General features: G+C 28.8%; 20 protein-coding genes and 1 riboswitch. Of the genes, 10 read left to right on the forward strand and 10 right to left on the reverse strand.

Annotated elements, in window-relative coordinates:
- The first annotated feature begins 31 nt into the window (after positions 1-31).
- A complete protein-coding gene (gene pdaB, locus N4A55_RS04505; protein ID WP_293754310.1) occupies positions 32-808 on the forward strand; it encodes a polysaccharide deacetylase family sporulation protein PdaB in 777 nt (258 codons plus the stop codon).
- Between the two features lie 214 nt (positions 809-1,022).
- On the opposite strand, the gene N4A55_RS04510 is transcribed toward pdaB, so the two are convergent.
- A complete protein-coding gene (locus tag N4A55_RS04510; protein WP_293754311.1) occupies positions 1,023-1,448 on the reverse strand; it encodes a MarR family winged helix-turn-helix transcriptional regulator in 426 nt (141 codons plus the stop codon).
- A 352-nt stretch (positions 1,449-1,800) separates the two neighbouring features.
- Here N4A55_RS04510 and fucU point away from each other — a divergent pair, with 352 nt between their 5' ends.
- Together fucU and N4A55_RS04520 are read left to right on the forward strand one after the other, a co-directional pair.
- Positions 1,801-2,226 carry an L-fucose mutarotase gene (fucU, locus tag N4A55_RS04515; RefSeq protein WP_293754312.1) on the forward strand — a complete coding sequence of 142 codons (426 nt, stop codon included), beginning with the start codon at positions 1,801-1,803 and terminating at the stop codon, positions 2,224-2,226.
- A gap of 425 nt (positions 2,227-2,651) precedes the next feature.
- On the forward strand, positions 2,652-3,050 hold the full coding sequence (locus N4A55_RS04520; protein ID WP_293754313.1) for a helix-turn-helix domain-containing protein: 399 nt from the start codon (positions 2,652-2,654) through the stop codon (positions 3,048-3,050).
- A gap of 19 nt (positions 3,051-3,069) precedes the next feature.
- Here N4A55_RS04520 and N4A55_RS04525 read toward each other — a convergent pair whose 3' ends face one another.
- On the reverse strand, positions 3,070-3,909 hold the full coding sequence (locus tag N4A55_RS04525) for an MBL fold metallo-hydrolase (RefSeq protein ID WP_293754314.1): 840 nt from the start codon (positions 3,907-3,909) through the stop codon (positions 3,070-3,072).
- 157 nt (positions 3,910-4,066) lie between these two features.
- Here N4A55_RS04525 and N4A55_RS04530 point away from each other — a divergent pair, with 157 nt between their 5' ends.
- Both N4A55_RS04530 and N4A55_RS04535 read left to right on the forward strand, forming a co-directional pair.
- A complete protein-coding gene (locus tag N4A55_RS04530) occupies positions 4,067-4,534 on the forward strand; it encodes a hypothetical protein (RefSeq protein WP_293754315.1) in 468 nt (155 codons plus the stop codon).
- A gap of 146 nt (positions 4,535-4,680) precedes the next feature.
- On the forward strand, positions 4,681-5,319 hold the full coding sequence (locus N4A55_RS04535) for a single-stranded DNA-binding protein (RefSeq protein ID WP_293754316.1): 639 nt from the start codon (positions 4,681-4,683) through the stop codon (positions 5,317-5,319).
- Between the two features lie 186 nt (positions 5,320-5,505).
- On the opposite strand, the gene dapB is transcribed toward N4A55_RS04535, so the two are convergent.
- The 4 genes from dapB to N4A55_RS04555 form a co-directional block, all read right to left on the reverse strand.
- On the reverse strand, positions 5,506-6,267 hold the full coding sequence (gene dapB, locus N4A55_RS04540) for a 4-hydroxy-tetrahydrodipicolinate reductase (protein ID WP_293754317.1): 762 nt from the start codon (positions 6,265-6,267) through the stop codon (positions 5,506-5,508).
- Positions 6,268-6,378: 111 nt separating this feature from the next.
- Positions 6,379-7,263, reverse strand: a complete 885-nt coding sequence (gene dapA / locus N4A55_RS04545) for a 4-hydroxy-tetrahydrodipicolinate synthase (RefSeq protein WP_293754318.1) — start codon at positions 7,261-7,263, stop codon at positions 6,379-6,381.
- 421 nt (positions 7,264-7,684) lie between these two features.
- Positions 7,685-7,865, reverse strand: a riboswitch (Lysine riboswitch).
- A 65-nt stretch (positions 7,866-7,930) separates the two neighbouring features.
- Complete coding sequence (gene htpG, locus N4A55_RS04550) at positions 7,931-9,823, reverse strand: molecular chaperone HtpG (RefSeq protein WP_293754319.1); 1,893 nt, start codon at positions 9,821-9,823, stop codon at positions 7,931-7,933.
- Between the two features lie 414 nt (positions 9,824-10,237).
- Entirely contained in the window at positions 10,238-10,726 is a 489-nt protein-coding gene (locus N4A55_RS04555; protein WP_293754320.1) for a DUF5721 family protein, read from the reverse strand.
- 221 nt (positions 10,727-10,947) lie between these two features.
- Here N4A55_RS04555 and N4A55_RS04560 point away from each other — a divergent pair, with 221 nt between their 5' ends.
- From N4A55_RS04560 to N4A55_RS04570, 3 genes are all read left to right on the forward strand, one after another.
- A complete protein-coding gene (locus N4A55_RS04560) occupies positions 10,948-11,370 on the forward strand; it encodes a DNA-3-methyladenine glycosylase (RefSeq protein WP_293754321.1) in 423 nt (140 codons plus the stop codon).
- Positions 11,371-11,406: 36 nt separating this feature from the next.
- Positions 11,407-12,702 (forward strand): M18 family aminopeptidase, encoded by a 1,296-nt coding sequence (locus N4A55_RS04565; protein WP_293754322.1) that lies wholly within the window; start codon positions 11,407-11,409, stop codon positions 12,700-12,702.
- Between the two features lie 288 nt (positions 12,703-12,990).
- On the forward strand, positions 12,991-13,830 hold the full coding sequence (locus N4A55_RS04570; protein WP_293754323.1) for a DegV family protein: 840 nt from the start codon (positions 12,991-12,993) through the stop codon (positions 13,828-13,830).
- Positions 13,831-13,883: 53 nt separating this feature from the next.
- Here the strand turns inward: N4A55_RS04570 and N4A55_RS04575 are convergent, their stop codons facing one another.
- The 4 genes from N4A55_RS04575 to N4A55_RS04590 all read right to left on the reverse strand — a co-directional run bounded on the left by N4A55_RS04575 (position 13,884) and on the right by N4A55_RS04590 (position 17,027).
- Complete coding sequence (locus tag N4A55_RS04575) at positions 13,884-14,690, reverse strand: ABC transporter permease (RefSeq protein WP_293754324.1); 807 nt, start codon at positions 14,688-14,690, stop codon at positions 13,884-13,886.
- Entirely contained in the window at positions 14,683-14,847 is a 165-nt protein-coding gene (locus N4A55_RS04580; protein ID WP_330666315.1) for a hypothetical protein, read from the reverse strand. Before N4A55_RS04580 ends, N4A55_RS04575 begins: the two co-directional genes overlap by 8 nt.
- Before the next feature lie 36 nt (positions 14,848-14,883).
- A complete protein-coding gene (locus N4A55_RS04585) occupies positions 14,884-16,470 on the reverse strand; it encodes a recombinase family protein (RefSeq protein WP_293754325.1) in 1,587 nt (528 codons plus the stop codon).
- 137 nt (positions 16,471-16,607) lie between these two features.
- On the reverse strand, positions 16,608-17,027 hold the full coding sequence (locus N4A55_RS04590; protein WP_293754326.1) for a helix-turn-helix domain-containing protein: 420 nt from the start codon (positions 17,025-17,027) through the stop codon (positions 16,608-16,610).
- Positions 17,028-17,214: 187 nt separating this feature from the next.
- Here N4A55_RS04590 and N4A55_RS04595 point away from each other — a divergent pair, with 187 nt between their 5' ends.
- Together N4A55_RS04595 and murI are read left to right on the forward strand one after the other, a co-directional pair.
- A complete protein-coding gene (locus tag N4A55_RS04595) occupies positions 17,215-17,460 on the forward strand; it encodes a helix-turn-helix transcriptional regulator (RefSeq protein WP_293754327.1) in 246 nt (81 codons plus the stop codon).
- A 648-nt stretch (positions 17,461-18,108) separates the two neighbouring features.
- Positions 18,109-18,864, forward strand: a complete 756-nt coding sequence (gene murI / locus N4A55_RS04600; protein ID WP_293754328.1) for a glutamate racemase — start codon at positions 18,109-18,111, stop codon at positions 18,862-18,864.
- The last annotated feature ends 27 nt before the right edge of the window (positions 18,865-18,891 follow it).

Consider the following 18,891-nt stretch of genomic DNA (forward strand, 5'->3'; position numbering starts at 1 on the left):
ATAAAGATTTATAGAAGTGTGATGGAGGTTTATGAATAGAACACGTCTAAATACAAAGGTTTTGATTAGAGTTATAGGTGTATTGTTAATTATTTTAGCAATAATGATGCTTAGTAACGTATTGATTGAAAAAACAATAGCTACGTTATCATCGAGTAAGAAACAATTACCTATTTATTGTGTTAATACAGATGAGAAGAAGATTGCAATTAGCTTTGATGCAGCGTGGGGAAATGATGATACTGAAAATTTGTTAGAGATACTAAAAGAATATGATATTAAAACCACATTTTTCTTGGTTGGTATGTGGGTAGAGAAATATCCTGATGATGTTAAGAGAATACTAGAAGCAGGTCATGATATTGGCAATCATTCAAATACGCACCCTCATATGACACAATTATCAAAAGAAGGTATCAAAGACGAACTTATGAAAGCCCATGAAAAGGTTAAGAACTTGACAGGATATAAAATGGAATTATTTAGACCACCTTTTGGAGATTATGATGATAAGTTGGTGGAGACAGCTAGAGAATGTGGGTATTATACTATTCAATGGGATGTTGATAGCCTAGATTGGAAGGAATATGGGGTAGACCACGAAATAAAAACAGTTGTTCAAAATAAACACTTATCAAATGGTTCAATAATACTTTTTCATAACGATGCCAAATACACACCAGAAGCATTAAGACCTATATTAGATGCTCTAAAAGAAAAAGGCTATGAAATTGTTCCTATCTCTGAATTAATCATTAGAGATAACTATTATATGGATCACACTGGTAAACAAATAAAAAAAGAATAGATACATATTATTATTAAATACAATTTCTAACTAGATATTAACTAGCTAGAAATTGTATTGAAATAGCCTATAATAAAGGAGTACGTATATTATCTAACGAAAAAGCAGAAATGTTTTAAAGGTTTTTATATATTCTTGTCAAAGGAGATACTAATATAGATATTATGGCAATAATTATTAATTAAGCCGTTTTTATGAATAAGCTTAAAATAAATTATTCATTAATATTATCTACCATTTTCTTTAGAACATTTACAAAAACTTCAAGTTCTTCATTTGTAATATTCTTAGATAAAACTTTATTAGCTTTTTCGCCTTCAGGAAGCAATTGTTTTCTTAGGTTAAGTCCTGAATCAGTTAGCTCAAGAGTAGTTATTCTTCTATCATTAGAATCTTTTACACGTTTTACATAACCGTCTCGTTCCATTCTGTCAATTAATCTTACTACGGTAGAACTTTTTATATTCATTTTCTTGGCAAGATCAACTTGACTAATAGATTTGTTTCTTCCTAGATAATATAATGCAATCCATTGAACTCTGGTACTACCTAATTGGATTAACCTTTCATTAAAATAATTCTCCATTTGCTTAGAAACATTATTAGTAATAAATGCAACACAATTATCAAGATTGAACATTAAATCACTCCCTATATTATTAAGTAATTATATTAGTTTATTAAAAGAATATTTTTATAAAAATATTATGTAATTAGTTTTAGCAATCAATTAAATTATATTAAAATTATCTTGAAAAGAAAAGTCTTTTTTCATAAAAATTAATTTTGGGTAATAATTCAGACAACACTAGTAACTTTGAGATATGCAATATTTAATACATAGGGGTTATTGTAAAAAAGGCAACAGATATGTATAATATTCATGTAGCATTTCATGTTGACCGTTGCCTATCTTTTAATACTATTGTAAAATGTATTAAGAATAACTATATAATATAATAATATATATAAAAATAATAGGAGATGATTGTATGTTGAAGAAGATTCCAAGTATTTTATCACCAGAATTGTTGAAAATATTAATGGAAATGGGGCATGGAGATGAGATAGTTATATCTGATGGTAACTTTCCTGCTGCTTCAATGGCTCAGAGATTAGTTAGATTAGATGGGCATGGTGTGCCTGAAGTTTTAGAGGCTGTATTAGACTTGATGCCTTTAGATGTGTATACGGATGAACCTGTTGGATTAATGGAAGTCGTGAAGGGTGATACTTATATTCCAGATATATGGGATACATATAAGGCTATAATTAAGGAAAAAGAGGGAGACAAAAAAATATGTTATGAGGAAAGATTTGCATTCTATGAGAGAGCTAAGAAGGCTTATGCAGTTGTAGCTACTGGGGAGACTTCATTATATGCAAATATAATTCTTAAAAAAGGTGTTGTTGTTTAATAACTCTCTGTTTAATTTCTAATTTGAAAAATTAAAAACCAGATATTTTACTCCTATTAAGGAGCGTTCCAATAATAGACATATGTATTTAAGATTAATTGCAATATAGTTTAATTACTTGCCCTTTAGTTAAATAAACTATATTGCATTTGCATAATTTAATTATGCATTTTTGAATTGTTAACACGAGTAATACATTAACAAAACAGTGAGGTATAGAATACATTATATATAAATGAAAATAAGTAATGATCGAAATGGATACTATATTAATTTTATATCGATAATAATAACCAAATCGTTAACTATATTATAATACACGGTTTGGTTACTGTCAATACCTAAATTTATATTGTGTTATCTTATTGGTTATTACTATTTACAGTGATATTAATGGATTCTAAAATAAATATGAGGTGGTTAGAATGCCAAATTTTAGCAATAGATTAAGAATATTAAGAAAAAATAAAGAAATGACTCAAGAAGAATTAGGAGAAATAGTAGGTAAGACTAAAAATAATATTTCACAATATGAAAGAAATGCTAGACAAGCAGACGACGAAACAAAGATACAATTTGCAAAATTTTTTGATGTATCAATGGATTATCTAATGGGATTAACAGATAACCCAACTCCTATATCAGAACTATGTCATTTCGTAGATGTTGATAAAGAACTTAAAAGATTTATTAATAATGTAGAAAATTTACACGGACTTCGTTTTGGAAATAAGCCAATGCTTGACAGAACAAGATTAATAATAACAAAATCATTAAAGCACACTAATGACATAGCAGAAGATTCAATAAAAAATAAGAAATAATAATTAGATCACCATATTTTTATTTATCAAAAAATAGTACTGTTCCAGTTGTATTATGAAAATATTTGTCACCAAATTCTTGTTTCATCTGATTCATGGCATTTTCTCCTGTACAATGTGAAATGCCTAATTTCTTTATGCCCACAGCTTTTAAATGTTCAATGGTTTGACGAATTCTAACCTCGTCAGCCCTAACTAGATGAGTTCCACCAATGATTGTATTAATACTTTTACCAGTACGCTTAATCAAAGTTTTAAGCATATTGATTACTCCAGGATGAGAGCAGCCTAAAATAACTACTAGACCTTCAGGTGTATCTAACGCTAACATAATTTCATCATCAAAATTATCAAGAGTATATTTATCATTATTTTCATAATAAAATCTAGGATTGATTTTCTCGAATGAAGTAACTCGGTCGAAATTAGAAGTAATATAAATTCCTTTATCTATTTCTAATATATCTTCATCCACAAAATGAGATTCAACATTATTATCTTCTAAAAAATTTTTGTCAAAACTGTTTCCTGAAAATTTGTAATGTGTATTATCAAAGCTATATTTTCTGCTAAATGCATTCTTATGTATATACAGTTTAAAATCAGAAGTAACATTTTCTACAAAACGTCTAAATCCGCCTGTATGATCATAATGTCCGTGACTTAATATAACCATATCGATATCTTTTAAGTCTTTACCAAGAGTAGATGCATTTTCAATAAAATCACCACTTTGACCAGTGTCAAATAGTATTTTCTTATTATTTACTTCGATCAAAAAGGAAATACCATGTTCGTTTAATAAGCTAAGATGTTTTCCTTTAGAATTTTCTATAAGAGTTGTTATAGTTAATTTCATTTATATCTTCCTTTCTAGTTAGTATTATTATACAACACTTATTGCTTTTTATGTTAGCTGATATTTATTTTTTTATTTTTAAGGATTATAAATTACTAAGTTAGACAATAATAAGTGATATAACTATCTTTATATTTTCAAAGGCAGGTTGCTATAAATGAAAAAAATTATTATAACAGGTAATGATAAGTTAAGTAACTTAATATATATTTTTGAAGATATCATGAAAAGAGTTAACGTGAAATATGAAATAGAAGAAGAGAGTAGCTTGGTAACTATTAATGTATTAGATAATGGTGAAACAACCTATTATGCTATCGCTAATGTAGATCATGAATTGAAAGATATTAACCTAGATATCCCTCTATGCAGATTTATTACTCTTGGATTTAATAAAAAATCTAGTGTTACTATATCAAGTTTGGGTGGTGACTTGGATACTAGTAAAACTCTAATCTACTGTATTCAAAGAGAGATAGACGAAGATGATACGATAATTGAGCCACAAGAATTTCCTGTATTCATTAAATCGTCTTGGGGACACGATATATATAATATAATGTCAGCTGTAACTGCTGTCATGTTAATAGATAGGAGTATCAGCGATAATTTAAATTCCATGTAAGAAGAATTCAAAATCTGCTTCTAAAAATCAATTATTTTGAATAAAGATAAATATAGATAAACATTAAACATATGAATATATATTGAATGAGAATTTTTCTAAGAAGAAGGGTTAACGTTTAATATAATGGAAGGGAGATAAGTATCATGGAAGATAATGTTATCAGAAACAATCAAGTCAATTTAATAGGGAAAATACATTCTACATTTGAATTCAGCCATGAAGTATATGGAGAAGGATTTTATAATTTTGATGTGGAAATATCAAGACTAAGTGATAACTCCGATATAATACCTATAATGGTATCCGAACGTCTTATTGACACAACTAGTGATTTGAGAGGTAAGATTGTAGATGTTCAAGGACAATTTCGTTCTTATAACAGACAAATTGAGGGTAAAAATAGATTAGTTTTAACAGTTTTCGCTAGAGAAATCTCTGTTTTGGAAGAAGAAGAGATTAAGAGAAACCCTAATTACATATATTTAGATGGTTATATTTGTAAGCCTCCAATGTATAGAACAACTCCTTTTGGAAGAGAAATTACAGATATTCTATTGGCAGTTAATCGTCCTTATAACAAATCGGATTATATTCCATGTATTTGCTGGGGAAGAAATGCAAGATATGCAGAAAAATTCAATGTTGGTGATAGAATAAAAATATGGGGCAGGATACAGAGTAGGGAGTACCAAAAAAAATTAAGTGAAACTGAGTCCATAAGTAAGGTTGCTTATGAGGTTTCGATATCTAAGATAGAGGTGCACGAGGAAGAGGTTAAGTGAGTTAGGGGAGTTATGTATATATTATAGAGACAACGGTAGTATGTTTAAACCATATATAGTGATAATCACTCTTATTACGTTTTGTATTTTAGGTATTATAATAAGCTGTAAAAGTTGTGATTATCACTATATATGGTTTTTATAGTCTTTTGGATATTAAGGGTATAATCAGCATTATATACTATTTTAATTACCTTCGATTACATTCTGCATATCATACATACCTTCAGATTTTTGGCTTAAGAACTTAGCAGCATTCACAGCTCCAACAGCAAAAATATCCTTTGATAGGGCACTATGGTTAAGTTCAACTATTTCATCTTTTCCAGCGAAAATAATTGAATGCTCACCTACGATTGAACCACCTCTAACAGCATGGATACCTATTTCTTTTGAATCACGTTTAACTCTTTCCTTAGACCTATCATAGGTATATGAATATTCATTATTAAGAGAAGCATTGATTGAATCAGCAATAGCTAATGCAGTACCACTAGGAGCATCAATCTTTTGATTATGATGTTTCTCGATAATCTCAATATCAAAATTAGCTGAGGTAAGGGTTTGTGCGGCTTTCTTTACTAAGTTAAGTAATAAATTAACTCCAAGTGACATATTAGCTGATAAAAGGATAGCAATCTCTTTACTAGCTTCATTAACTATATTAATTTGATCGTGATTGAGACCAGTTGTACATAAAACAACAGGTATTTTTCTAGACTTTGCATAGTCGATTAATGAAGGTACAGCTTTGGCTGTGGAAAAGTCGATTATAACATCTCCGTCAACATCAAGAGTGTTAACATCAGTAAAAACAGGGTATGGGTTATCAATATGATCAGATATATCAATACCTGCTACTATAGAGGCATCATTATCTTCTTCTACTATTTTAGAAATTACCTGTCCCATTTTCCCATTACAACCATGCATTATAATTCTAGTCATTGTAAAACTCCTTTCATTTTAAAAGCTTTCCACGAAAAAAAGTAGTTTTTTCCATAGTATATAAATAACCACTGAATACTGAACCGTAATGTATTCAGTGGTTTTAATGATTTAGATAGTTATTCCTAATTTTTTAATTGCATTCTCAACTCGTAATCTATTAGCTGGTTCCATATCTGTTAATGGTAAGCGACATGGGCCAGATGGAAGACCTAAATAATTCATAGCAGCTTTTACTGGTATTGGATTAACTTCGCAGAAAAGTGATTTAATCAACTCATGTAATTTAAGCTGTAGATCAAGACTTCCTTTTACATCCCCAGCTAAAAACTTGGCTACTATGTCATGAGTTTCTTTTGGTAGAATATTAGCAACTACTGAGATTACACCTTTACCGCCTAGAGAGAGTAGAGGTACTATCTGATCATCATTACCAGAATATAGATCGAGATTACCTTCACATCTAGCAACTAAATCAGTAATATGACCTATGTTTCCACTAGCTTCCTTTATAGCAACGATATTATCCACTTTTGATAATTCTACTGCAGTATCAACATCAATGTTAAGACCTGTTCTTGATGGTACATTATATAATACAATGGGGATATCAACGCTTTTTGCAATAGAAGAAAAGTGTCTAACCAATCCTTTTTGAGTGGTTTTATTATAATAAGGAGTCACTTGCAATAGACCGTCAGCACCAAGCTTCTCAGCTCTCTTAGATAATTCAATACCATGCTTAGTGTCATTGCTTCCAGTTCCAGCTATAACAGGTACTCTATTATTAGTCCTGTCTATTGCTACTTTTATACATTCAAGATGTTCCTCATCATTAAGTGTTGATGATTCACCAGTTGTACCACATATAACAATACAATCAGTTTTATTTTCTATTTGAAAATCAATTAATTTTTCTAGCCCTTCAAAGTTAACACTCATATCATCATTAAATGGTGTTACTATAGCTACACCAGATCCTGTAAAAATAGACATATAACAACCTCCTAAGATTTTATATACAGAATTAATTACCTACATCTATAAACTTTACATTTAGTATTACTTTCTATTTTCCTTGAAATCTTTTACGTGACATAGTCACTCATGTTTATCTTATAGAATAAGTCCTATTTTTCAAGTATATGAAATACTCAAAATAGCTTTTTATTCTACTTTAGTATATCTGTTTTTTACCAAAACATCAATATAAGGTAAGCAAATATTTACGATTTCATGTGGAAATTTATTTTTATGATTATCAAACCTCCTATTTCTATTACTTACATAATATATTATATTACTACTAACCAAAATAATTGTAATTTTTGTTTAATATTTCAGTAATTAGTGGAGGATATAATTTTAATAAAAAACAGTCGGCGTTATGTGCCGACTGTGATAATCAATATTAAATGTCACAAGTAGCACCCCATATATAATATTATATATGACAGTTATATAGCTATTGACTATATACCCAGACAGAAAATAAAACAGGTATTTTCTTCTTCGGCACCTTACCCTTTCAGTAATCATCATTTTTGCCTGAACAAATCAGATTACTTACTAATGAAAAATGCTCCTCTACCATACTAAACTATTAAATTTTGTATTATGATATCACTAATGTAGATATTTGTCAAATATTATCTATTATAGATTAGATTAATTTTTGAAGAATCTTATTACTTCTTTCAATGAATTTAGTCATTGCTTCAGGGGATAACTGTTTATGACTTATCATAGCTAAATCATAAATCTGATTGCAGAATATATCAGTATTTTCATTATCCTTATTATCAATGATATATTTAACTAGCATGTTTTTCTTATTAAGTAGAAGACTTTCATTACTTGGCATAGCTGCGTTATCCATTCCAAACATACCGTACATTTTGCTCATATCCTGCATTCTACGAGATTCTTCAGGTAATATTATCATAGCTGAAATATCTTCTGATTTTAGATTCTCCATAGTTACATTAAGGCTTTCATTAGCAAGAGCTTTTCTGAATATAGTTTGAACTTCTTCACTAAGTTTTTTATTATCTTCTTCACTTGTACTATCTTCATCTTTTAGACTATCAGTAAGGTCAGCATCTATTCTTGCAAATTTTATGTTATTTTCACTTTCCTTCATTTCAATATGTGAGATATAAGGTTGGTCAATAGTTGTATTCATTATGACAGCTTCCATACCATTGTCTTTGAACATCTTGATATATTGAGATTGAAGAGTTTCATCTGTTACATAATAAACTTTGTTTTCATGTTTTTCTTTATTTCTATCTAAATACTCTTGTAGAGTTACATAATCACCTGTTGTTGTTTTATATAAGATGATTCCTTTTGTTTTATCAAAGAATTTGTCATCTTTTAAACAACCGAATTTGATGAATGGATGAATATCATCCCAGAATTTTTCATAGGATTCTTTTTCTTTTTTGTATAATGAATTAAGTTTGTCAGCAACCTTTTTAGTAATGTAGTTAGAAATTTTCTTAACGAATCCATCATTTTGCAAGAAACTTCTTGATACATTAAGTGGAAGGTCTGGACAATCTAAAACACCTTTTAATAATAGTAAGAATTCAGGAATAACTTCTTTGATATTATCAGCAACAAAAACTTGGTTATTATATAACTTGATTTGTCCTTCCATTGTATCAAATTGATTTCCAAGTTTAGGGAAGTAGAGTATTCCTTTTAAGTTGAATGGATAGTCCATGTTAAGGTGAATCCAGAATAAAGGTTCTTTGAAGTCCATAAAAATCTTTCTATAAAATTCCTTATATTCTTCATCAGTACACTCATTAGGTTTCTTTAAGTATAGAGGTGTAGTATCATTTAATGGTTTTGGTGTTTCAGGTTCTTTTACTTCACCATTTTCCTCTTCATTCTCTACCTTAGGTTCTTCTTTATTAGGATTTATAAGATAGATTTCTATAGGCATTAGCGAACAATATTTTTGGATAGTGCTTTTGACTGTCCATTCATTCAAGAAATCTTTTCCATCTTCACCAATACTTAATGTAATCTTAGTTCCTCTTACAGTTCTATCACTATCGCTCATTTCATATTCATTACCACCATCACTTACCCAACGTACTGCTTTTGCTCCTTCTTTATAAGAAAGAGTATCTATTGTAACTTTTTCTGCTACCATAAAGGCAGAATAGAAACCAAGTCCGAAATGACCGATAATCTGATCTTCATTAGCTTTATCCTTATATTTATTAAGAAAATCTTCAGCACCAGAAAAAGCAATTTGGTTAATATATTGTTTAACCTCTTCAACAGTCATTCCGATACCATTATCTATAAAAGTCAAAGTTTTCTCTTTGTCATCAACGATAACTTCAATCTTAAACTCATTATCTTCTGGTAGAGATGCCTCTCCCATTGCATCCAATTTCTTTAATTTAGTTATAGCATCACATCCATTGGAAATAAGCTCTCTTACAAATATATCATGGTCAGAATATAACCATTTCTTAATTATTGGAAAAATATTTTCACTATGGATGGATAAATTCCCTTTTTCAGTACTCATTCTTAACTCCTCCTAACGTTTTTCGTAAAGTAATCTTTATTTATATTGCAGAAATCCTAATGATATACAATTATGATTTAATATCGAGCGTAAATGGTATAGGAGAATATGGAGCAGTGAGCCATGGACGGCGAACTCAGCCATTTAAACATGGACGTTTAATAGGCTGACGAAATATTCCCCTATACCATTGGAGCGACTGTTAATCACTACTTAACTTGTATATTTCATTAGGTATTCCATAAAGTATTAATAATTATGTCTAACTTAAATAGAAAAATTATATGTGTTATTAAAACTTATATAAGATATAATAAATGTATTTTCAATAGATGTCAAGACAAAATTAGCACTCGCCTAAGAAGAGTGCTAACAAAAAGGGATTTTAATGTAGTGAACTGTGTATTTAAGCCCTTAAACAGCTATTCCATGTTTTTTGAAAAATGTTTTTACAGAGTTATCCCAATAATTTTCTAAAGTTTTATCTAACGTAAATATGTTCATGGAGTTTCCAGTAGTACACTTTAGAACGTTATCTTCAAATAAGATATTAATGAATAATCCATTTACATTATCAGCTTTAATATTTAACTCATGTTTTGTAACCATGCTTTCTATTTTATCATGGGGTAGGGCGAAGACAATCTTCAGATACGAAGGGGTCTTATTTCCTTTTATCATATAAAAAGCAATATCCTTTATCTCCCACCATTTAACTAGTTTTCTATCTCCAAGTATCTCTATTTCATCTGACGATAGGTATTTTTTATTTAAATCACAAGATATATTGAACTTAGTGAAAGTATTAAGTTCTACACTTGATACTTCAAATTCATCAAACATTTTTTCTCTTAATAGATTATTCATAAAAAGTTTTATATCAATTACGTTAAAAGATACCATTTAGCACCATTCCTTCCAAATTACCTATCTGTATTATACTCTTATGGTATATCATACAAAATAGAGGTAGAACTTTCAATACTTTTATTGTAATATATTATTAAGTAAGCAGTATATCAATTACTCAACTTTCCCTGGATTAAATTAAAGGTGGGAAAATTGAGTCAATTAAAATACTATATAAATAGAAAAACATGTATAGAAAGTAGAGTTGTCTTCATATGTATAAATTAAGCAGAGATTTCTATGAAAGAGATACATTGATAGTTGCAAAAGAATTATTGGGTAAGTATCTAGTATATAATGATAACGATGAAGAGGTTATAGTGAAAATAACCGAGGTTGAAGCATATAAAGGTATTGATGATAAGGCTTGCCATACTATTACTAAAATGTCTTACAATAGATATAATAAAGCTTATGAAGAGCTTAATAATTATCAAAAGAATAATTTTTCTAATGGACCAGGCAAGCTATGTAAAGCGTTGGCACTTAATCTTACTCATAATGGAATGGATTTTCTATCTGACAATTTATATATATATAATAACAAGGATAAAACTGTAGATATAAAAAGATCAAAACGAATTAATATTGATTATGCCGAAGAAGCAGCTGATTACTTATGGAGATTTTATATATAAGTTTAATTTAATCATAAAAAGAAAGGAAAATATAAGATGAGAACAAGTATGAGTTATGCAAAAGATTTAATGACATTTATTAAAAACAGTCCTTCCCCATATCATGGAGTTATAGAGGGAAAAAAATTACTAGATAGGGCAGGATTTACAGAACTAAAAATGAAAGATGAGTGGCAGATGCAAAGAGGTAGCAAATATTATATTATCCCTTACTCATCAACAATAATTGCTTTTACAGTAGGAGAATTAGTTGATGATATGGGATACAAGATAATATTATCCCATACTGATAGTCCAAGTTTCAAAATAAAACCTATATCAGAAATCAAGACAGAAAATTACATTACACTTAATACAGAAGTCTATGGAGGACCTATATATTATACATGGTTGGACAGACCTTTATCATTAGCAGGTAAAGTAGCATTAAAATCAGATAATCTTATGAAACCAATAATAAAATATATAGACTTCAAGAAATCTGTACTCACAATACCAAGTTTAGCAATTCACATGAATAGAGATGTCAATGAAGGTGTCAAGTTCAATCCTCAAAAAGATACTTTACCTCTAATTGGGCAGATTAATGATACACTGGAAAAAGATAATTACCTAGTATCACATATCGCAAAAGAACTTGATGTGGAAGTAGATGATATATTGGATTTTGAACTCTTCCTTTACTTAATAGGAGAGGGAAATATTATTGGCATTAATGATGAATTTGTACAATCTTCAAGATTGGATAATCTAGCTATGGTATATACTAGTCTTTCTGCAATTGCAGGCACAGATAATAAAAGCGGTATTAATATAGCTGCATGTTTTGATAATGAAGAAATAGGAAGCAGAACTAAACAAGGTGCAGATACAGTAATGTTTGCTAACATATTAGATAGAATATCAATGGCACTTAGTAGAACTAAATCTAAGCATTATAGAATGTTAGATGAATCATTTATGATATCAGCAGATGCTGCCCATGCATTACATCCTAACGCTGTAGAAAAAAATGATCCAACTAACAAACCATTGATTAATGAAGGTATAGTCATAAAACTAAGTGCAAAACAAAGTTATGCTACAGATTGTGAATCAACAGGTGTAATTCAACAGTTATGTGATAATATAAATATTCCTTACCAAAAATATGTTAATAATTCAACTATACCAGGAGGGAAAACATTAGGACCTATCACTACATCTTATGTACCTATAAAAACAGTGGACGTAGGAGTACCTATGCTCGCAATGCATTCAGTCAATGAATTAGTTGGGGTAAAGGATTTATTGGATATGGATAAACTATTTAGTAAGTTTTATAGTTTATAGACATTAAAATATTGATATAAGTGGAACTAAATAATTGCTAAAGAAGCAGCAATTATTTAGTTCTATTAGGCTTATAAAGTCAAGTGAAATAAGTGAACTTATTGTTTGAGTGTATATGTCTTTAAATCCAATATATTTACATAGTATAAAATGTGAAGTTTTACGTAAAATAATTTATATTAATTAACTAAAAAGCTAAAAGAGCCTTTTATTATTTTTACAATTATGGTAATATTAAGTAGTATTAATAACTACATTATGCAGTACAGATGTTGAGGAGGCTATTCATTGAATTTTAAAATCGTAGTAGACAGCAGTTGTGATTTAACTAAAAAGATGAAACAAAATATGAACGTAGAGATAACCCCACTTACCATAGAGCTAGAGGGTACAAGATACAGGGATGATGATTCATTTGATGTAGATAATTTTGTTACGCAAATGAATGCAAGTGCTAGTGTACCTAAGACTGCATGTCCTTCACCAGCAGAATATATTGATAGATTTGCAGGTGAAGAAGAATATATATTCGTTATAACTTTATCAAGTAGATTAAGTGGAAGTTATAACAGTGCTGGAATTGCAAAAGACATATATCTTAGTGAAAATGATAATAAGAATATACATGTTTTTGACTCACTTAGTGCATCAGCAGGTGAAGTATTATTGACATTAAAAATTGACTATCTTGCAAAGATTGGAAAAACTTATTCACAAATAGTAGATATTATAGGAAACTATATCAAAGAAATGAAAACACTATTTGTACTTAATAAACTGGATAATCTTGTTAAAACAGGAAGAATGAGTCTAGTAAAAGCTGCTATAGCTAATGTACTTAATATAAAACCTGTATTAGCTTCTAATGGCAAAGGTGAAATAATTATGATAAACAAAGGTAGAGGTATTAATAAGGCTATTAGCAAAATGATTGCTGCAATAGGAGAGACTAAAGTCAATCTAGAAGATAAGTTGTTGGTAATTGCACATTGTAATTGTTTGAAAAGAGCTAATAAAATAAAAGAGAAGGTTAATGATATGTATAATTTTAAGGATATATTTATTGTAGAGATGAGAGGGCTTTCTTCTACTTATGCTAATGATGGAGGAATAGTTATAGCTTTTTAATATAATATATAGACTCTGTTTAATAGTGCTAGTTAATAAACAGAGTCTTTTTATTATTCATTGAACTTATTTACTTTTTTTTCTGCAAAAACTATGAGTTCATATAGTCCTGTTGCTAATAAAGCTAATAGGATAATACTCATCATTACCCAATCCATCTTGAGTACTTGACTACCATAAACAATTAACTGACCAAGGCCTGCTCTGCCAGCTATGAATTCACCTATGATAACACCAATAAAAGATAGTCCTATATTAACTTTCATTGTACTTATGATATTGGAAAAGTTAGCTGGAATAATAACTTTTTTTAATACATCTATTTTTTTTCCATTGAAAGTATAGATAAGTTTTACTTTTTCTTTATCCACATTAGAAAAGCCATTAAATACATTTATGATTGTAACTACAATAGCAACTGTTAAAGCAGTTACGATTATTGACTTTTTATTATGACCTAACCAAACAATAAAAATAGGGGCTAGTGCTGTTTTAGGCAGACTATTGAACACTATGAGATAGGGTTCAAGTATTTTAGATATTTTATTGTTCCACCATAAGATAATAGCTATAATGATACCTAAAATACTTCCTAGTGCAAAACTAATTATTGTTTCATATAGAGTTACCCATATATGATATAACAGGGAGCCATCCATTAACATCTCTATAAAGGTTTTAACAATTCTAGATGGAGAGCTGAATATAAAAGAATCTATTATTCCATATAATGAACATATTTCCCAGGTAATTATTAGTACTGCCAATATGATTATTTGATATAATAGGATAACTTTTCTTTCTTTATAAACTTTTCTTAAATATTTATTTTGCTCAGGTGACATATTATGATTATTCATTTTTATCTAGCTCCTTCCATATAGCATTGAAATAATTACGAAATTCAGGAGCACTTCTGGAATTAAAAGGTGTCTTATTTTCTACAGTAAGATTGATATCAAATATTTTCTTTATGGTAGCAGGGCGTTTGCTAAGAATGACAACTTTGTCACCCATGCTGATAGCTTCATCTATGTGTAACTAAAAGTTACTCTATAGATTATTAACAGGGAGAAGTTCAACTTCTAATTTCTCACCATCCCATAGAACGTCTTTAATAATTTTTTTTATCAATATCTTTTTTTGTTCATTGGATAATAGATTATGTATACTGCCATGAGCAAGGTAATTAAGATTATAATCATTATCAGTACCATTGGTGGTGGTATCAGTGAGCATTTTTAACTGTTTATTTAGTGATTCTAGTTTATCATCCATTTGTTCAATTTCATATATGATATATTTTGATGCCGAAGAAGTTTTACTTGATAATATTAAAGTCAGTTGATAGATTGCATTTTTGATTTCATTTATTTCTTTTTCTAACTTGCTTATTTCTTTATCTTTATCAAAATCAGTTTTTGTAGTAATATAGTTTTGTAATTTATCAATAAGCTTATCAACTGATAGATATTGTTCTATGGAGTCAAGAATTATTTCTTCACATAGGTTTCCTTTAATATTTTTTACGTGGCAGTCAGTATTATGAGTAGATTCTTTCACACGGCATTTATAATAAAAATGCTTCACATGCTTATCTTCATATTTGCAGATTATTTTCAGTGGTACTTTACAATTTTTACATTTGATAAGAGGTGTTAAAATTGCCGTCTTACTACCTAAAGAGTAATTTCTATGTATATTGGATAATAATATTTTTTGGACTTTTATCCAATTGGTTGATGTAACAATAGGACGATGAACACCAATAGAAATAATCCAACTGGACAGCTCTCTTTTATGAGGAGAATATTTTTTCTCATTATTCTTATTGTAAGCCATAATTCCATAGGTTCCATCAAAATCTTTACTACTTAATTCTTTATTGATTAATGAATTATTTTCTAGGAAATAATTATAAGCTTCATTATCTGCACCCATATAAACTGGATTAGTCAATATGTTCTTTAGAGAACTAATATTAAAATCTTTATTATTTCTAGTTTTTAAGTTGTTTTTTAGTGTATATAGCTGTAATTTGGTAAGAGAACCAAACTCTAAATACTTCTTGAAGATTGTTTCAACTAATTTACTTTCTTGGGGTACATTAGAGAGTATGGATATTGATTTTTTAGTACTTTTGTCTACCATTCTTGTTGATTTATAGCCTAGGGGGGTTATACCTCCTAGCCATCTACCTGTTTCAGCTAATTTGTACATGTTGTCTTTGATTCTTTCAGCGATGGTTTCACGCTCCAGTTGTGCAAAGACGCTTGCTATATACATCATAGCACGCCCCATAGGGGTAGAAGTATCAAAATGATCTCTGATACTAATAAATTCAATATTATGGGAGGTTAGTAGCTCTAATATATTGGAGAAATCCAACACATTTCTACTGACTCTATCCAATCTATAACATATGAGAACATCAAATCTTCTTTCTTTTGCGTTTAGAAGCATTTCTTGATATCGGGGACGTTTGGTATTACCACCTGAAAAGCCTTCGTCTTCGTATATGTATAGATTTTTTACATTGAAATTATTATAAGCATATTCTTTGCATAACTCTATTTGGTTTTTTATTGATTCGCCAGATTCTGTTATTTTAGATTTTCTTGAATAGATTCCTATATTCATTTAATTACTCCTTATATTTATTATATATAAGTATATGAATATAATTAGAGATTAAGAGCAGAAAAATAGTTTTCTGCTCTTAAGAAAGTGTAGAGTATGATATTATTAAATATCGATAAGGATATTCACATTCATAATTACTGCTTAGTAAGATTAACTTTATTTCCATGCATTTCTTCAGCAATTTCCCTTGCATGGATTATAGTTTTTAAGATAATACTTCTTGTTTGTTCATCAATAAGTTCTCCATGGAATTTTAGACCATCAACTTCTTCTAATTTTTTAATAAAAGTATCAAGATCAACATCTATGGATTTATTATCGTCTAACTCTCTAATGGGAAGAGAATTATTACTTCTTCCTAGCAGATAATCAGTGGTAGTATTTAAAGCTAAAGCAATTCTATTAATTATTTCGCCCTTAGGCTCTCGAAGGTTATTCTCATATCTTGACATTGTTGCTTCTGTAACATGAACTTTTTCAGCTAATTCTTTTTGTGTAAGTTGCTTTTTTTTTCTAAGATTTAAAACTCGATAACCAATAGAATTATTATCCATTATAAACACCACTTTAAATAATTATTTTTGTTATATATATACCCTTTGAGATATTTCATTATTAGTATAATACTTACTTACCAAAATTAAAATTAGTATTACCAAAAATACAAACTATTAGTTGACACTTACCAATTGGTATGGTACGATTTACTTGTTCGAATGGTAAGTGCTGGGAGGTGAATGTATGAATACTTATAGATTAAAATCTGCCAGAGCTTCTATGGGATACACACAGGTAGAAATGGCAAGAAAACTATCCATAACACAAAAAACTTACAATAGAAAAGAACTTGGAGTAGTCGATTTCAATTTACGTGAAGTAACTAAAATTATTGAAATTTTGAAGCTAAATGTTGATAATGTGTATGGTATTTTTTTTAACGATAAACTTACCAGTTGTATATCAAATGAAGCTTCCGAAAATGCTTAGTCAGAAAAAATATCACTATAATAAATATATTAAAGCAAATATATATTAAAAAGTAGATATATATTGATGTTTAATAATATTTTCTTGGAAAAAGACATTTAAGCTACTAAACATAAAAAGTTATAATGACCATTAGAGTTTTAGTTCATTTCTATTAAGTTTAACACATGGTTAATACATTTACTTATAATATTATTGGCTTATTTAAATAAATTATGTTAGAATTTTAATAAAAAATAATAATTTATGTATAATAGATATTATAACAAATTAATAAAAATAGGTTACTACAGTATTTAATGTGTAGTGACCTTTTTATTTTATCCAATCCATTTTTACATAGAATATGAAATAGCCATTATTATGGTTAATAAGAACAAAATACTTTTTCAGATTTACTTCTATTAAAATTCAATTATTGAAAATCTTTTGTGTTGAAGCGATTAATTAAATGGTATATAATTAATAAAAGTAAAGTCAAAAATATAATTGAAACAATAAGAGATTAATAATTATGTGAATTGAGAAATAGAATATAATTATGGTATTTTCATTCATATTTTAGATGTTACATGGTATAATTACTCTAGGCTATATGGAGTTTTACTATTATTACATTATTTTAATAAGAGATATAAGGTGATATTATTGAAAATTGGGTTTTTTGATTCAGGGATAGGTGGAATAACTGTTTTAAATGAAGCCATTAAAATGCTACCAAATGAAGAATACATATACTATGCGGATTCAAAAAATGCTCCTTATGGGATCAAACCAAAGGAAGTAGTTAAGAAATACATATATAATGTGGTTGAATTTCTTATATCTGAGGATATTGATGTTTTAGTTATTGCGTGCAATACAGCTACTAGTATAGCAGTCAAGGAATTAAGGAAAATCTATGATATTCCAATAATTGGAATGGAACCTGCTGTAAAATATGCTGTAGAACATGATAAAGATATGAGAGTTCTCGTAACAGCAACTGATTTGACTCTAAATGAGGAGAAATATCAGAAGCTGGTGGAGAGATTTGATAATGAGTCGAGAGTTGATTCGTTAGCACTTCCAAAGCTAGTAGAATATGCTGAGGATTTCATATTTGATAAGGAAGAAGTTGTACCTTATCTAAGAAAACAGTTAGAGCCTTTTGATTGGAGTAAGTATGGTTCAGTTGTACTTGGTTGTACACATTTTCCGTATTACAAAAAATATTTTAGAGAAATTTTACCTGAACATGTAGAGATATTGGATGGCAATGTGGGTACTATCAGGCACCTAAAAGATATCTTAGATAAAAATAGTAATTCTTATGGTAGTGTAGACAAAAAATTGACATTCTATTATTCTGGTATAAAAGATGAAGATAACAGTATTTTGAAGAAATATCTTAACAAACTATAGAGTTATAGTTCTGGTAATTTAAGATGA

This window comes from Vallitalea sp. (assembly GCF_025211055.1).
GTDB lineage: Bacteria > Bacillota > Clostridia > Lachnospirales > Vallitaleaceae > Vallitalea.